Raw genomic sequence first — 15,871 nt, 5'->3', positions numbered from 1 at the left:
CTGTTATGAATATCAGCCATACATATGATCATCTTCGAATTGAATTACAGCCAGTATTGCAAAGTAAATTGGAGGAATTTTCGTTATTAGAGTACGGTGAAGTAGCAGAACAGGACTTGTGGAATTTTTTGGTTAGAAAAAAATGGAGAAATGCAGTTGAAAATAAGAAAATATCTGAAATTGTTCAGGATATTCTATCCATTAAGGTTGGCGAATATTTTAACTATGCTACCGTTGAGTCTCTTAAGTCGGCGGAATTTGCTTTTGATGATGAAGATGAACTACGAGAGCTTTTGAAATAGTAAGTCCGTTTTAAGTAGATTGAAACATGTAGGAATCAGGTTGAGTGTTGCTTTTTAAGAGTAATATTAAGCTTCAGAAAAATTGACAGCTTTTACAAACTGTTTCATAATGAGAAATGGTATTTCTCGTTGTATTTAAGGAGGACAATTACATAATGGTTAAGCGCGGTCGCATAGTAGCATTCTTCCTGATCGTATTATTGTTAGGAAGTTTGATGGGTACAACAACAAATAATATTTTAAACAATATTAAGCTAGGTTTGGACCTTCAAGGTGGATTCGAAGTTCTTTATGAAGTGTCTCCAATTGAAAAAGGTCAAAAGGTCGATAAAGATGTATTAGCTAGTACCGCAAAAGCATTGGATAAGCGGGTAAACGTATTAGGTGTAAACGAGCCTAATATTCAAATAGAAGGAGAAAATCGAATTCGTGTTCAGCTTGCTGGAGTTACTGACCAAGATAAAGCTCGTGAAATGTTATCGACTGAAGCGAATTTATCATTTCGTGACGTGAATGATAATCTGTTAATGGACGGGGCGGATCTGGCTGAAAATGGGGCAAAGCAAACCTTTGATGAAAATGGAAGGCCAAGTGTTTCCTTAACGTTGAAAAGCGCAAGTAAATTTAAAGAAGTAACTCAAAAAATTGTTGATATGGGTGCTCCTAATAATTTATTAGTCATTTGGCTTGATTTTGAAGAAGGAAAAGACTCTTTCCGTGCAGAAGCTGCGAAGGAAAATCCAAAGTATTTATCTGCACCTGCAGTAAGTCAAGTATTTAACCAAGACACTGTTTCGATTGTAGGCAGCTTTACAGTGGAAGAAGCATCAACATTAGCTGATTTATTGAATGCAGGCTCATTGCCAGTCAAACTAACTGAGGTTTATTCAACCTCTGTTGGAGCACAATTCGGTGAGAAAGCATTGGAAAAAACCATTCTTGGGGGAATAGTCGGTATATCAGTCATTTTCTTGTTTATGATTGTTTACTATCGTTTCCCAGGTTTAATTGCAACAGTGACATTGTCCATTTACATTTACTTAGTTCTTTTAATATTTGACTGGATGAATGGAGTTCTCACACTTCCTGGTATTGCAGCACTTATACTCGGAGTAGGGATGGCGGTAGATGCCAACATTCTTACTTATGAAAGAATTAAAGAAGAAATAAAAGTCGGCAGAACAGTAAAATCTGCTTTCAATGTTGGCAGCAAAAATGCATTCGTATCCATTTTTGATGCTAATATTACAACGCTTTTAGCAGCAGGTGTTTTATTTGCCTACGGGACAAGCTCAGTAAAAGGGTTTGCAACGATGCTGATTATTAGTATTCTAGTCAGCTTCTTGACGGCAGTCTATGGCTCTAGATTATTGCTTGGCTTATGGGTAAATAGTAATTTGTTTAATAAAAAACCGGGCTGGTTTGGTGTTAAGAAAAGTGATATTCATGATATTGCCGAAAATTGCGATGCACATGATTTAAAAACAAAATTTGATAAATTTGATTTTGTGAAAATGCGTAAAAAATTCTACGTCTTTTCTGCAATATTAATGGCAGCAGGGATCATTGCAATTAGTGTTTTTGGATTAAATTTAGGAATCGATTTTTCTGAAGGTACGCGAATTGAAATTCATTCAAATGATTCCTTGACAAAAGCTGAAGTTCAGTCAGAATTGTCTAAGCTTAATATTGAAACAGATGATATTGTGATTTCTGGTGGGAATAAAGAAATCGGAGTAGCTAGAATAAAAGAAGTGCTTACTATGGAAGAAATAGCAAATTTAAAAGCTCATATTCAAAAAGAATTTGACGCTGAAACAAAGGTAAGTACAGTGTCGCCGACTGTAGGTAAGGAATTGGCGAAAAATGCATTGATTGCGTTGGTTATTGCTTCGATTGGCATCGTCATTTATGTAACAATTCGTTTTGAGATAAAAATGGCTGTACCAGCCATTGTTTCCTTGTTGCATGATGCATTTTTAATTGTCGCAGTCTTTAGTATTACCCGATTAGAAGTTGATATTACCTTTATCGCGGCTGTATTAACGGTTGTGGGTTATTCCATTAATGACACAATTGTTACGTTTGACCGGATGCGTGAAAATATGAAAAAGAAAAAACGTCTGAAAACAGTTGAAGATATTCACGATGTTATCAATACAGCCCTTCGTCAAGTAATGACAAGATCTATTAATACGGTATTAACAGTTATTATTGCTATACTTGGCTTGCTCATCTTTGGCAGTGAGTCAATCCGTAACTTCTCCATTGCATTGCTTGTGGGGACAATTGCAGGAGTTTATTCTTCCATTTTCTTAGCAGCTCAGTTATGGGGTGATTGGAAAGCAAAAGAATTAAAGGAAAAAGGCGTAATTAAGACTGTTAAAGAAAAGCGAAAATCGAGTGACGAACCACAAGTTTAAAAATTACTTATACTTCTATATTAAAAATGAGCTTGGAGAATTCTCCAGGCTCATTTTTTAGCTAATATGAAAGTTTAAGTTTATTAACGTACTAAAGTAAAGTGTGTTTTCAATTAAATATCTGCTAATAAGATCGCATACAAAAAACTAAGGCATTCACCAAAAAGGACTTGGCGAACGCCAAGTTTTTCTAACCTTGTTTTCATCCTTTGCTTACTCTTCCTTGTCATCGTAATAGGGGTTAATATGGACAAAAACATTATGTACATTGTCAGTTTCTAATAATCTATTCTTTACCTTTTTTCCAACCCGATGTCCTTCTTCTACGGTCATTTTTGGATCAACCGATATTTTTAAGTCAATTATGACATAATGTCCATGCTCTCTAGCATGCAGCTGATCTACTTTTTTTACTTCCTTTACCGATTCAACAGTTTTTCTTAATTCCATAGAATCCTCTTCATGCAGTACATGATCAAGTGTATTGTGAATAGACTCTTTTCCTAAGGACCAGGCCATTTTAATAACCATTAATGACACGATAGCACCAGCAACTGGATCCGCATATTCCAACCATCCAATGCCTAGCTTACCACCAATGATCGCAACGCCAATTCCCACTAATGCAGCAATAGATGAATAGACGTCAGAGCGGTGTTCATAGGCATTAACGATTAATGCATCACTATTAAGCTCTTTCCCTAATTTATACTTATAGCGAAAAAGAGCCTCCTTCACAATAATGGATATAAATACTGCTACAATAGCAATTGTTTTAGGTGCTGATATTGGTTCAAAAAAGGCAGCAAATGATGATTTCCCGATTTCAATTCCAACTATTAATAATAGCACGGCTACGATAATGGCTGCTATTGACTCAGCCTTTCCATGTCCATATGGGTGGTCTTCATCTGGTGGCTGTTTAGCAGCTTTAAGTCCTAAATAAACAGCAAAGGATCCTGCGACATCTGATGCGGAGTGGACAGCATCGGCAATTAATGCCTTACTTCCTGCATAGATCCCTAACCACCATTTTATAACAGCAAGGAGTATATTTATGATAATGCCCAGCATTGCAGCAAACTCAGCCTTTTTAAAACGATCATTATTACTCAAGACAAAACTTCCTTCCTCCAAATGAACTTATTTTTAGTGTAACCTATTTATAATGTTTAAGAACTTTTGGGCAATAGATTATTTCCTATCTTCATTTTCAATCATTGAAACACATGAATGCCTCTTGTATAATTAATAGGCTGAGGGGTGAACATATGCTACATTCAAAAACAAGATGGATTGTTCGGAATTCTGATGAAGAAAAGGAAAATCAATTAGTACAAGAATTAAATATTACTCCTCTCCTGGCTTCTTTACTTGTTAACCGGGGATTAGATATGCCCGAATCAGCAAGGTATTTTTTATTTGATCATAATCAAGAATTTCATGATCCATATTTATTAAATGGCATGGATATAGCAGTTTCACGGATAAAAGCGGCGATAGAAAAGCAAGAAGCAATATTAGTATTTGGAGATTATGATGCAGATGGTGTTACAAGCACCACTGTCGTAATGAAAACTCTTCGAGAACTTGGGGCTAATGTTCAGTTTTACATACCCAACCGTTTTACAGAAGGATATGGACCGAATATTCCTGCTTTTCAATATGCAGCAGAAATTGGAATAAAATTGATTATTACGGTTGATACAGGCATTGCCGCTGTAAATGAAGCAAAGGCAGCTAAAGAGCTTGGTCTTGATTTAATTATTACGGATCACCACGAACCAGGACCTGAATTGCCTGAGGCACTTTCAATTATTCATCCTAAGCTCACGAATAGCAGTTATCCTTTTCGAGAATTGGCTGGAGTGGGTGTAGCATTTAAATTAGCTCATGCTTTATACGGCGAATTACCTGAACATTTACTTGAAATTGCGGCCATTGGTACAATTGCTGATTTAGTATCGTTAAAAGGAGAAAATCGCTTAATTGTAAAACGTGGAATAAAAAAATTACAGTCTACGAATAATGTTGGTTTAAAAGCATTACTGAAATTAAATAAAGTAGAGGGAAGTTCAATTAACGAAGAAACGGTTGGTTTTCTTATTGCACCGCGCTTAAATGCTGCAGGAAGATTAGACAGCGCTGATCCTGCTGTTGATTTGCTTTTAACAGAGGATATTGATGAAGCAGAGACAATTGCAGCAGAAATTGAACAGATGAATAAGGATAGGCAGGCACTCGTAAGTGAAATAGCAGAGCAAGCTATTCGTGAAGTGGAGGAAAAGTATCCAATACACGAACATTCCGTTCTTGTCATTGGAAATGAGGGCTGGAATGCAGGCGTAATTGGAATTGTTGCTTCAAAGCTTGTTGAAAAATTTTATCGTCCTGCAATCGTATTAAGCTATGATAAAGAAAAAGGTCTGGCAAAGGGTTCAGCTCGCAGTATTATGGGCTTTGATTTATTTAAAAATCTTTCCGATTGTAGAGAAATTTTGCCTCATTTCGGCGGTCACCCAATGGCTGCAGGTATGACTTTACAGCTTGAGAATGTTGACGAACTGCGAATGAGATTAAACCAAGCAGCGAAAACCCAACTAACCGATGAGGACTTTATTCCAGTAACGACTCTGGATGGAAGCATCACTTTACATGATATTCATCTAGCTTCTTTAGAGGAAATACAGATGCTGTCTCCTTATGGCATGGATAACCCGAAACCAAAAATATTAATTAAAGATGCTAATATTTCTGGAATGAAAAAGATCGGTTCTGATCAAAACCATTTGAAAATGACTATTGAACATGATGGCAATACACTTGATGGTGTTGGCTTCGGGTTAGGATCTTTACATGATCATATTTCACCACATTCAAAAATATCCGTAATCGGTGAACTTTCGATTAACGAATGGAATAATATTCGAAAGCCACAAATCTTTCTTCAAGATTTAGCGATTGATGACTGGCAGCTTTTTGATATTAGAGGTATAAAACGTCTTGGGCAACTAGAAGAACTAATCCCAAAGGAACATTCCAAGTGGATTGTTTTTAATCATGACAATGCAAATAAATTTCAATCATATATAAATGAAAAAGTAGTAACTGTAAGTTCTATTGAAGAAGCAGCTGCATTAAATATAGAAATGGAAAATGTCATTTTATTGGATATGCCTCCATCAAAGGAACTTCTTGCTAAAATATTTTCAGGGAAAAATCCAGCTAGAATATATGCACATTTTTATAAAGAAGATAGTGCTTACTTTAGTACAATTCCGACACGTGAACATTTCAAATGGTTTTATGCTTTTTTATTGAAGAGAGGACCTCTTGATATTGATAGATACGGAATGGAAATAGCTAAATATAAAGGATGGAGCAGGGAAACAATTGACTTTATGTCACAGGTGTTTTTTGAACTAGATTTTGTTAAAATAAACAATGGAATTATTTCTATAAATAAGACTTCACAAAAACGTGATTTAACAGAATCGGTTGTTTTTGAGCAAAGACGTGCACAGTATTCTCTTGAAAGCGATTTATTGTATTCAAACTATCATCAATTAAAAAGTTGGTTTGATTCAGTAATCCAAGGTTCTGTGAAATTTGAGGAGGCAATAATAGAATGGACTTAAAACAATATGTTACAATCGTCCAAGACTGGCCAAAGCCAGGTATTAAATTTAAGGATATTACCACATTAATGGATAATGGTGATGCATATAGATATGCCACTGACAAAATAGTAGAGTATGCCCGTGAGAAGCAAATTGATTTAGTTGTTGGTCCAGAGGCACGTGGCTTTATCATAGGTTGTCCAGTTGCATATTCTCTAGGAGTTGGTTTTGCACCTGTAAGGAAGGAAGGAAAGCTTCCTCGTGAAACGGTTAAAGTAGATTATGGATTAGAATATGGCAAAGATGTCCTAACGATACATAAGGATGCGATTAAGCAAGGACAAAGAGTGTTAATTACTGATGATTTGCTTGCTACTGGAGGAACGATTGAAGCAACTATTAAGTTAGTTGAACAGCTGGGCGGCATTGTCGCAGGGATTGCCTTCCTTATCGAATTATCATATTTAAATGGTCGTGATAAGCTTGAAAAATATGATATTCTGACATTGATGAATTATTAAATTGTGGAAGAGCGCTAACGATTGGCGCTCTTTTTTCGATGGTTAGGAATTTAATTATTCGACAAACTTCTTATTTTTTCTTAAAAATTTTCTCTATCCCTTTACATATTCATTTTTTTTTTCGATAATAGTAGCTAATCATTCAAATTTTTTGAGTTGTTAAAACGGAAACTTTTTCTATAAGAAGGCAATAGCGTTTTTTTCGCATTTCTTATAATATATATGAAAATTATTAGATAAAAGGTGATCCCATGGCGAACGATCATGTTCTGACCGCTGAACAAGTCATCGACAGGACAAAAGTATATTTAAATGATGAGCATGTGGCACTTGTTCAGAAAGCATATGAATTTGCGAGACATGCCCATCGTGAACAATATAGAAAATCGGGTGAGCCTTATATCATCCATCCTATTCAGGTTGCAAGTATTTTAGCTGATTTAGAAATGGATCCATCTACGGTCGCAGCCGGTTTTCTTCATGACGTTGTAGAGGATACTGACGTCACGTTAACTGATATTAAAGAGGCGTTTAATCAAGAAGTGTCAATGCTTGTTGACGGAGTAACAAAGCTTGGGAAAATAAAATATAAATCACAAGAAGAGCAGCAAGCAGAAAACCACAGGAAAATGTTTGTTGCAATGGCACAGGATATCCGTGTGATCTTAATCAAGCTTGCAGACAGACTTCATAATATGCGTACGTTAAAGCATTTGCCTGCGGAAAAGCAACGGCGTATATCAAATGAAACACTTGAAATTTTCGCTCCTCTTGCCCATCGATTAGGAATATCAAAAATTAAATGGGAGCTAGAGGATACTGCTTTAAGATATTTAAATCCACAGCAATATTATCGAATTGTAAATTTAATGAAAAAGAAAAGAGCTGAACGGGAGCAATATCTTGAAGATGTAATCGGCGAAATGCGTAATCGTATGAATGAGGTTTCAATTAAATCCGAAATTTCAGGCCGTCCGAAGCATATTTATAGTATTTATCGTAAAATGGCACTGCAAAATAAACAATTTAATGAAATTTATGATCTCCTAGCTGTGAGAATTGTTGTTAACAATATAAAAGATTGTTATGCAGTGCTAGGTATTATTCATACATGCTGGAAGCCGATGCCAGGGCGCTTTAAAGACTATATTGCAATGCCTAAGCAAAATATGTATCAATCCCTTCATACAACAGTAATCGGGCCTAAAGGTGACCCGCTTGAGGTGCAAATTCGTACATTTGAAATGCACAGGATTTCAGAATTCGGGATTGCTGCCCATTGGGCTTATAAGGAAGGAAAAAAGCTTAACGAAATAGGAGATAAACTGACATGGTTTCGTGAAATCTTAGAGTTTCAAGATAACTCAGTAAATGCTGAAGAATTTATGGAATCACTAAAGATAGATTTATTCTCTGACATGGTTTTTGTTTTTACACCTAAAGGTGATGTTATTGAATTGGCATCAGGATCAGTACCAATTGATTTTGCCTACCGAATTCATTCTGAAATTGGCAATAAAACCATCGGAGCTAAAGTGAATGGAAAAATGGTTACACTTGATTATAAGCTTAAAACTGGCGACATAATTGAAATATTAACTTCAAAGCATTCATATGGTCCAAGTAAAGATTGGTTAAAGCTTGCTCAAACCTCCCAAGCCAAAAATAAAATTCGTCAATTCTTCAAAAAACAAAGAAGAGATGAGAATATCGAAAAGGGAAGAGAGCAAATTGAAAAAGAAATTCGTAATATGGATTTCGACTTAAAAGAAATTTTGACGAATGAAAATATAAAAAGAGTTGCAGAAAAATTTAATTTCATGAATGAGGAAGACATGTATGCGGCTGTGGGCTACAACGGCGTAACTGCTCTACAGGTTGCTAATCGCTTAACGGAAAAATTACGTAGAAAGCGCGACATGGAGCAAGTAACCGATATTACCAATGCTGTTTCCGGGCTTCGGTCATTCCCATCTACTAAAAAGCGTGAATCTGGGGTTCGAGTTTCTGGTATAGATAATTTGCTTATCCGACTTTCCCGTTGCTGTAACCCAGTGCCGGGAGATGAAATAGTTGGCTTTATAACGAAAGGACGCGGGGTTTCCGTTCACAGGGCTGATTGCACAAATATTGTTAATGATGAAGCTAAAGAAAGATTAATACCTGTTGAATGGGAAACTGACTTAAATGACAGGAAAGAATATAGCGTTGAGATTGAAATTACCGGGTATGATAGACGGGGATTATTGAATGAAGTATTGCAAGCAGTCAATGAATCAAAAACAAATATATCTGCGGTATCGGGTAGATCTGATCGAAATAAAGCGGCGACGATCAATATGACGATTGCTATACACAATGTAAACCATTTGCAAAAAGTAGTAGAACGTATTAAACAAATCCCAGATGTTTATGCGGTCCGCAGGATAATGAATTAGGGAGTATTTTTCATGCGAGTTGTTGTACAAAGAAGCAAGGAAGCTAAAGTTAAGGTGAATGGTGATATAGTAGGGAGCATTACAAAGGGCTTTGTCCTTTTGGTTGGTGTCACCCATGATGATAAAGACAAGGATGCGGCGTTTTTGGCAGATAAAATTGCTAATCTCCGTGTTTTTGAAGATGATAACGGGAAAATGAACCTATCGATTTTGGATAAAGGCGGGGAAATATTATCTGTCTCGCAATTTACTTTATATGGAGATTGTCGGAAGGGTCGCAGACCAAATTTTATGGAAGCAGCTAAGCCGGATCATGCCCTGAAAATTTATGAAGCCTTTAATGCTTTTCTTGAGGAGAAAGGATTAAAAGTGGAAACAGGAAAATTTGGTGCCATGATGGATGTTCAGTTAGTAAATGATGGACCAGTTACATTAATTCTTGAGAGTAAATAAAATTATGAGCAGATTATTCTTAGGCTAATAAGAATGTAAATCTGGCCCTGCCTAAAAGGAATTTATTATTATTGAACGTACTAAAATTTATATTTCGACTAAGTATCTGCTAAGAAGGTCGAAAAAGAAAAACTAAGCATTCGCTATGTCCTTCTGGTGAATGCTTAGTTTTTTTATTTAGTTTAATTATTTTCTTTAAAGTATCTAGCAATACCCTGATAGATTCCTGAAGTAACGGAATCTTGGAATTGCGCAGAAGAAACAACTTTTTCTTCTGTTGGATTGCTTAAATAACCAAGTTCCAAAAGAATGGCATTTTGTTTATTTTCTCTTAAAACATAATAATCGCCAAATCGATAGCTGCGATCCTTCAAATTTGTATTGGATGTTATAGATGAATGAACATTTGTAGCAAGATTTTTTTGATAGGAATGATAGTAATAGGTTGTTATCCCATTCACACTGCGATCCATCAAACTATCGTAATGGATACTAATAAAAGCATCGGCATTATGATAATGTGAGGCATAGACTCTTGATGATAATGGGATATATGAATCATTATTACGTGTCAAGATTACATTTGCTCCTGCAGCTTTTAATTTATCGTAAAGTAGCTGTGCGGTTTTAAGTGTTAATGTTTTTTCTAAAGTTCCGCTAGCGCCTGTTGTCCCATTGTCTCTTCCACCATGTCCAGGATCAATGACAATTTTTTTGTTTTGTAAATGCTGCTCTGATCCAGGCTTTTCAACGATTGGGGCGGAGCCATTTACCGAAACAATCCATCCTGCAATAAATCCGATATCTCCATTTGCGAGCCGGACTTCATACCAATCATCTTGAATGCTAATAATATCAAATGTTTCACCTTGATTAGCTCTTTGAACTACTTGAGCGTTAGTATTTGGGCTTTTTCTTATGTTAGTACCATTATGATTGATTTGGACTGAGCTGTCCTTTATTTTTTGCCCAGAAGAAGCGGAATGCTTGTCCTCAGAAATATCTAAATACCAGCTTGCTACCCACCCAAAAGATCCTTTTTTGTATTCTATCTTTGCCCAATTATTTAATTCCTCAAGAATTTCAAAGCTTTGTCCTTTTGACACCGAACTGACTACATTTCCATTTAAGGAGCCAGTATCACGAACTGTTAATGTGGTAGCTGTTACTATACCATTTTTATTTAAAGTAGCTGATTTATTAGGAATTTTTTGACTAGTAGATCCGCTTTTGGAAGCATTAATGGCTTCGACATATTGACTGCTAATCCATGCCTTCTTCCCAGAAAAAGATATTTCTGTCCATTCACTATTTTGAGAGAGTATCTTCACCGTATCCCCAGAATGTAGTTTTCCGATAATCTGACTGTTTAATGAAGGCGAGCTTCTGACATTTAGGGAATCTGCAGCTATTCTTCCATTAAAACCTGCTGAAGATGAATTATTAACTTTATTGTTTTGGATTTTGACAAAATCACTTGAGACCCAGCCATCACCAAATGGTGTTTTAAGCTGTATCCAATTACTCTTTATGTTCTTAATAGCAAAGGTGTCCCCTTGTTGAACAGTTCCGATTACCTGATAACTTGTGTCAGGTCCTTTTCTTACACGTAATCCATCTGATGAAATGATTGCAATGCTGTTTTCATTGTTATTAACTGAAGATGAATCATTTTGACTGGAATTTACTTTCGAAACAAGCCAATTTGCAACCCAGCCTGTACTTCCATTTCCTAGCTCAATTTCAATCCAATCCTCTTTTTCTGATCGTAATGGATAGCTTTCTCCTCTTTTCGCCTTTCCAACAATTGGATAGCTTAAACCTGGTCCTTTACGGATGTTTAATTGATCTGAACTAATCTTAACAGTTGAACTTGCTGCTTTAGTTGTCGACAAGGGAGTAACAATTCCAATAAGAAGGATGCAACATAAGAACAAGAGGATTTGTTTCTTTCTAAACATTAGTCTCCTCCTTACCTTTTTCAAAAAAACTAATAAATATTATGTAGTTTGGGAATGATAATTGATAGATTCGTTCTCTTAAAGGAAAACAAAAATGATGCGGCTAGTCAAGTATTTTCCGTAAATATTATGGTAGTGCAACCAGTTTATTACTATTAATTGCATGAAAGGTGATATATATGAGATTTGGGGAGAAAGGATTTTCTATACAGAAGGGAGAAAATCAACTTTTTGGAGTGGATTTTCATGATTTTATTCAAAAAGAGCAAAGCTCTAATATGGTAGAATTAGCTTCTGAATTTGGATTAACCGTTAAAGATGTTAGGAAGTTGAAAAAACATTTGGAGAGATCTTAAAACACTATTGACAATGGCCATGATGATCCGTATTATTATATAAACATTAAGAGAAGTTTAAAAATAAATAGATGTCTAGCTTCGAGGGCCATAGGTTTATGAATTAAGCCGATACACAGGCACTCACTGCTTTTCTAATACCGATTGATGAAGAAGAGTAATTAAACCCCACATGAAAAGAGAAGAAATGTCATAGGCTGAAAACATTTCTGCATGATGATTTAATGAAAGAACACTTCGTAGGTTTCTCTCTGAAAGAAGCATCTGCTTTTAGTAGGAGTTGAACGTTCACAGGCGTTAACTGTAAAAGAGGAAGAACGTATTTTTACATCTTCAATTAGGGTGGCACCACGGGAAACTATAAAGCTCTCGTCCCTTGTATTTTATACAAGGAGGCGGGGGCTTTTTTATATGTAAAAAAATAGTTGGTCGATTTACTTAAACAATCCTGAATGACTTGTGAAGGAAGTAGGTCGAATGATTTTTTGCATACTATATTAATTCGAATTTAGGAGGAAATAGAATATGTCAATTCGAATACCACGGGGAACACAAGACATACTCCCTGGAGAAATTGAAAAATGGCATTTTATAGAAGAAAAGGCAAGAGAGATATGTGAAAAATTCCACTATCGCGAAATTAGAACACCGATTTTTGAACATACGGAGTTATTTTTAAGAAGTGTTGGAGATACGACTGATATTGTGCAAAAAGAAATGTATACATTTGAAGATCGTGGAGAGAGAAGCTTAACATTAAGGCCTGAAGGAACAGCTGCAGTTGTTCGCTCCTATGTCGAAAATAAAATGTATGGAGATCCGAATCAGCCTGTAAAGCTTTATTATATGGGGCCGATGTTCCGCTATGAACGTCCACAGTCAGGAAGATACCGCCAGTTTGTCCAGTTTGGCGTTGAAGCGATAGGAAGTAATGATCCGGCCATTGATGCAGAAGTGATTGCGGTAGCGATGTCTCTTTATAAGGAATTAGGATTAAGAAAGCTAAAGTTAATCATTAATAGCTTGGGAGATAGGGAAAGCAGAGCAGCACACCGAGAAGCTTTAGTGAATCACTTTAAGCCGGCTATTTTCGATTTTTGCTCTGATTGTCAAAATAGATTAGAGAAAAATCCCATGCGTATCCTAGACTGCAAGCAGGACCGAGAGCATGAGCTTATGAAAACAGCTCCATCAATTATTGATTACTTAAACGAGGATTCAAAAAAATACTTTGAAAAAGTGCAACAGTATTTAACTGATCTTGATATCGCATTCGAGGTAGATTCAAATCTAGTTCGCGGTCTGGATTATTATAACCATACTGCTTTTGAAATAATGAGCGAGGCGGAAGGTTTTGGCGCCATAACAACTCTTTGCGGTGGCGGTCGCTATAATGGTCTTACTGAAGAAATAGGAGGCCCTGAGGCACCTGGAATCGGTTTTGCAATGAGTATTGAAAGATTTATCGCAGCATTAGATGCTGAACAAATAACGCTTCCTATCAAGGAAGAAATCGATTGCTATCTCGTTTCACTAGGGGAAGAAGCGAAAGATTATACGGTAGGATTGCTGCAAAAGCTTCGTCTTTCAGGCTTTACTGCTGAAAGAGATTACTTGGATCGAAAAATAAAAGCACAATTTAAAGCAGCTGACCGTCTAAATGCAAGATATGTTGCAATTTTAGGGGAAGATGAGCTTAAGGAGAATAAAATCAACCTGAAATCCATGGAAACTGGAGAGCAGTCTGAAATTGCGCTTGATTCTTTTATAGAAAAATTTTCAGAGTTAAATAAATAAGAAAAGCGTAGGCAGCTTGCCCAGGGGCGACCAGCTTAAGACGGACCGATTGAAAGGTTGCCCTTTACCTTTTGGTCGGACCGACTTAAGACCTCGAGCCCCTAGCTGCCGGAGCTAGACAATAGGAGGAAAAATGATGTTTGGGAGATCTTACTACTGCGGGGAAATAACTGAGGCGTCAATAGGCGAAAAAGTTGTCTTAAAAGGCTGGGTACAAAAGCGCCGTGATTTAGGCGGATTAATATTTATTGATCTAAGGGACCGATCTGGAATCGTTCAAGTTGTCTTCAACCCTGAAGTTTCAAAAGAAGCGCTTGCTGTAGCTGAAAAAGTAAGAAATGAATTTGTTCTAGATATTGAAGGAGAAGTAATTGCTCGTCAGGAAGGTACCATTAATGACAATATAAAAACAGGACGAGTGGAGATCCAAGCTGGAAAGATTACGATCTTAAATGAAGCGAAAACACCTCCATTCATGATTGATAATAAGACAGATGTTTCAGAGGATATACGTTTAAAATATCGTTATTTAGATTTAAGAAGACCTATGATATTTGAAACATTTAAAATGCGTCATCAAGTGACAAAAGCGATGAGAGAATTCCTAGACGGAGAAGGTTTTCTTGATGTGGAAACACCAATTTTGACAAAGAGCACGCCTGAAGGAGCTCGTGATTATTTAGTTCCAAGCCGTGTTCATCCCGGTGAATTCTATGCTTTGCCACAATCACCGCAAATTTTTAAACAGCTGTTAATGGTTGGTGGATTTGAACGATATTATCAAATTGCCCGCTGCTTCCGAGATGAGGATTTACGTGCTGACCGTCAACCTGAATTTACACAGGTCGATATCGAAATGAGCTTTATGAGCCAAGATGAAATCATTGGCCTTATGGAAAACATGATGAAAAAAATCATGAAAGAAGTAAAAGAACTTGATATTCAAACACCGTTCCAACGTATGACGTATCAAGATGCAATGGATCGCTTTGGTTCTGATAAGCCCGATACACGATTTGAAATGGAATTAATAGATTTATCAGAGATCGTAAAGGATTCTAGCTTCAAAGTATTTGCAGGAGCTGTTTCATCAGGAGGACAAGTAAAGGCAATCAATGTTAAGGATGGAGCAGACAAATATTCTAGAAAGGATATTGATGCTTTAACAGAATTTGTGGCCGTATATGGTGCTAAAGGACTTGCTTGGTTAAAAGCAGAAGTAGATGGATTAAAAGGACCAATTTCTAAATTTGTAACGGAAGAAGAGCAAAAAGCAATTACTGCTTCCTTATCAGTTGAACCTGGAGATTTATTATTATTCGTGGCCGATAAGAAAAATGTTGTAGCGGATGCACTAGGTGCTTTACGCTCCAAGCTAGGTAAAGACCTTGAGCTTATTGACCAAAGCAAGTTTAACTTCTTATGGATCACTGACTGGCCATTGCTTGAATACGATGAAGAGGCAGGCAGGTATTTCGCGGCTCACCATCCTTTCACAATGCCATTTAGAGAAGATCTAGAAATTCTGGATACAGATCCATCTCAAGTTAGGGCACAAGCCTATGACCTAGTTCTTAATGGATATGAGCTTGGCGGAGGCTCACTTCGTATTTTTGAAAGAACTGTACAGGAAAAAATGTTTAAGGTCCTTGGTTTCACTGAAGAGGAAGCAAATGAGCAATTCGGTTTCTTAATGGAAGCATTTGAATATGGGACTCCTCCACATGGAGGAATTGCTCTAGGTCTTGACAGATTAGTCATGCTTTTAGCTGGCAGATCAAATCTGCGTGACACGATTGCATTCCCGAAAACAGCAAGTGCAAGCTGCTTGTTAACAGATGCTCCTGGTGAAGTAAGTGAAGCACAATTAGATGATTTGCATTTAGCATTAAATTTAAAAAAAGCTAAATCAGAACAATAAAAACTGTAAAAAAATGAAAATAGACCTATTGCTGCTTCCTTGATATAGCACCGTTTTTATGTTAAAATATCAGTAATTC

11 protein-coding genes and 1 other annotated feature are annotated in these 15,871 nt (G+C 36.5%); of the genes, 9 read left to right on the top strand and 2 right to left on the bottom strand.

Annotation, left to right across the window (positions count from 1 at the left end; translation table 11 throughout):
• Positions 1 to 5 precede the first annotated feature (5 nt).
• Together KHA94_RS14660 and secDF are read left to right on the top strand one after the other, a co-directional pair.
• Positions 6 to 302, top strand: coding sequence for a post-transcriptional regulator (locus KHA94_RS14660; RefSeq protein ID WP_213102864.1), 297 nt, complete (start codon positions 6 to 8; stop codon positions 300 to 302).
• 155 nt (positions 303 to 457) lie between these two features.
• A complete protein-coding gene (gene secDF, locus KHA94_RS14655) occupies positions 458 to 2,725 on the top strand; it encodes a protein translocase subunit SecDF (protein WP_213102863.1) in 2,268 nt (755 codons plus the stop codon).
• Between the two features lie 213 nt (positions 2,726 to 2,938).
• Here secDF and KHA94_RS14650 read toward each other — a convergent pair whose 3' ends face one another.
• Entirely contained in the window at positions 2,939 to 3,841 is a 903-nt protein-coding gene (locus KHA94_RS14650; RefSeq protein WP_213102862.1) for a cation diffusion facilitator family transporter, read from the bottom strand.
• A 155-nt stretch (positions 3,842 to 3,996) separates the two neighbouring features.
• Here KHA94_RS14650 and recJ point away from each other — a divergent pair, with 155 nt between their 5' ends.
• From recJ to dtd, 4 genes are all read left to right on the top strand, one after another.
• On the top strand, positions 3,997 to 6,363 hold the full coding sequence (gene recJ, locus KHA94_RS14645) for a single-stranded-DNA-specific exonuclease RecJ (protein WP_213102861.1): 2,367 nt from the start codon (positions 3,997 to 3,999) through the stop codon (positions 6,361 to 6,363).
• The gene (locus tag KHA94_RS14640; RefSeq protein WP_213102860.1) at positions 6,354 to 6,866 is read left to right on the top strand and encodes an adenine phosphoribosyltransferase; all 513 of its coding nucleotides are present in this window, start codon (positions 6,354 to 6,356) and stop codon (positions 6,864 to 6,866) included. Before recJ ends, KHA94_RS14640 begins: the two co-directional genes overlap by 10 nt.
• Before the next feature lie 251 nt (positions 6,867 to 7,117).
• Complete coding sequence (locus KHA94_RS14635; RefSeq protein WP_213102859.1) at positions 7,118 to 9,304, top strand: RelA/SpoT family protein; 2,187 nt, start codon at positions 7,118 to 7,120, stop codon at positions 9,302 to 9,304.
• Between the two features lie 12 nt (positions 9,305 to 9,316).
• The gene (gene dtd / locus KHA94_RS14630; protein ID WP_213102858.1) at positions 9,317 to 9,757 is read left to right on the top strand and encodes a D-aminoacyl-tRNA deacylase; all 441 of its coding nucleotides are present in this window, start codon (positions 9,317 to 9,319) and stop codon (positions 9,755 to 9,757) included.
• Positions 9,758 to 9,939: 182 nt separating this feature from the next.
• On the opposite strand, the gene KHA94_RS14625 is transcribed toward dtd, so the two are convergent.
• Positions 9,940 to 11,718 (bottom strand): N-acetylmuramoyl-L-alanine amidase family protein, encoded by a 1,779-nt coding sequence (locus KHA94_RS14625; protein WP_213102857.1) that lies wholly within the window; start codon positions 11,716 to 11,718, stop codon positions 9,940 to 9,942.
• Positions 11,719 to 11,897: 179 nt separating this feature from the next.
• Here KHA94_RS14625 and KHA94_RS14620 point away from each other — a divergent pair, with 179 nt between their 5' ends.
• The 3 genes from KHA94_RS14620 to aspS all read left to right on the top strand — a co-directional run bounded on the left by KHA94_RS14620 (position 11,898) and on the right by aspS (position 15,792).
• Entirely contained in the window at positions 11,898 to 12,074 is a 177-nt protein-coding gene (locus tag KHA94_RS14620) for a hypothetical protein (RefSeq protein ID WP_057771681.1), read from the top strand.
• Between the two features lie 134 nt (positions 12,075 to 12,208).
• Positions 12,209 to 12,454 (top strand) — a binding site (T-box leader).
• A gap of 145 nt (positions 12,455 to 12,599) precedes the next feature.
• Positions 12,600 to 13,871, top strand: a complete 1,272-nt coding sequence (hisS, locus tag KHA94_RS14615) for a histidine--tRNA ligase (protein ID WP_213102856.1) — start codon at positions 12,600 to 12,602, stop codon at positions 13,869 to 13,871.
• A gap of 136 nt (positions 13,872 to 14,007) precedes the next feature.
• On the top strand, positions 14,008 to 15,792 hold the full coding sequence (gene aspS, locus KHA94_RS14610; protein WP_213103261.1) for an aspartate--tRNA ligase: 1,785 nt from the start codon (positions 14,008 to 14,010) through the stop codon (positions 15,790 to 15,792).
• The last annotated feature ends 79 nt before the right edge of the window (positions 15,793 to 15,871 follow it).

The sequence above is a fragment of the Cytobacillus citreus genome (assembly GCF_018343665.1).
Lineage (GTDB): Bacteria > Bacillota > Bacilli > Bacillales > Cytobacillaceae > Cytobacillus > Cytobacillus citreus.
The sequence above is the reverse complement of the archived record's forward strand: the minus strand, read 5'-3'. Positions and strand labels throughout refer to the sequence as shown.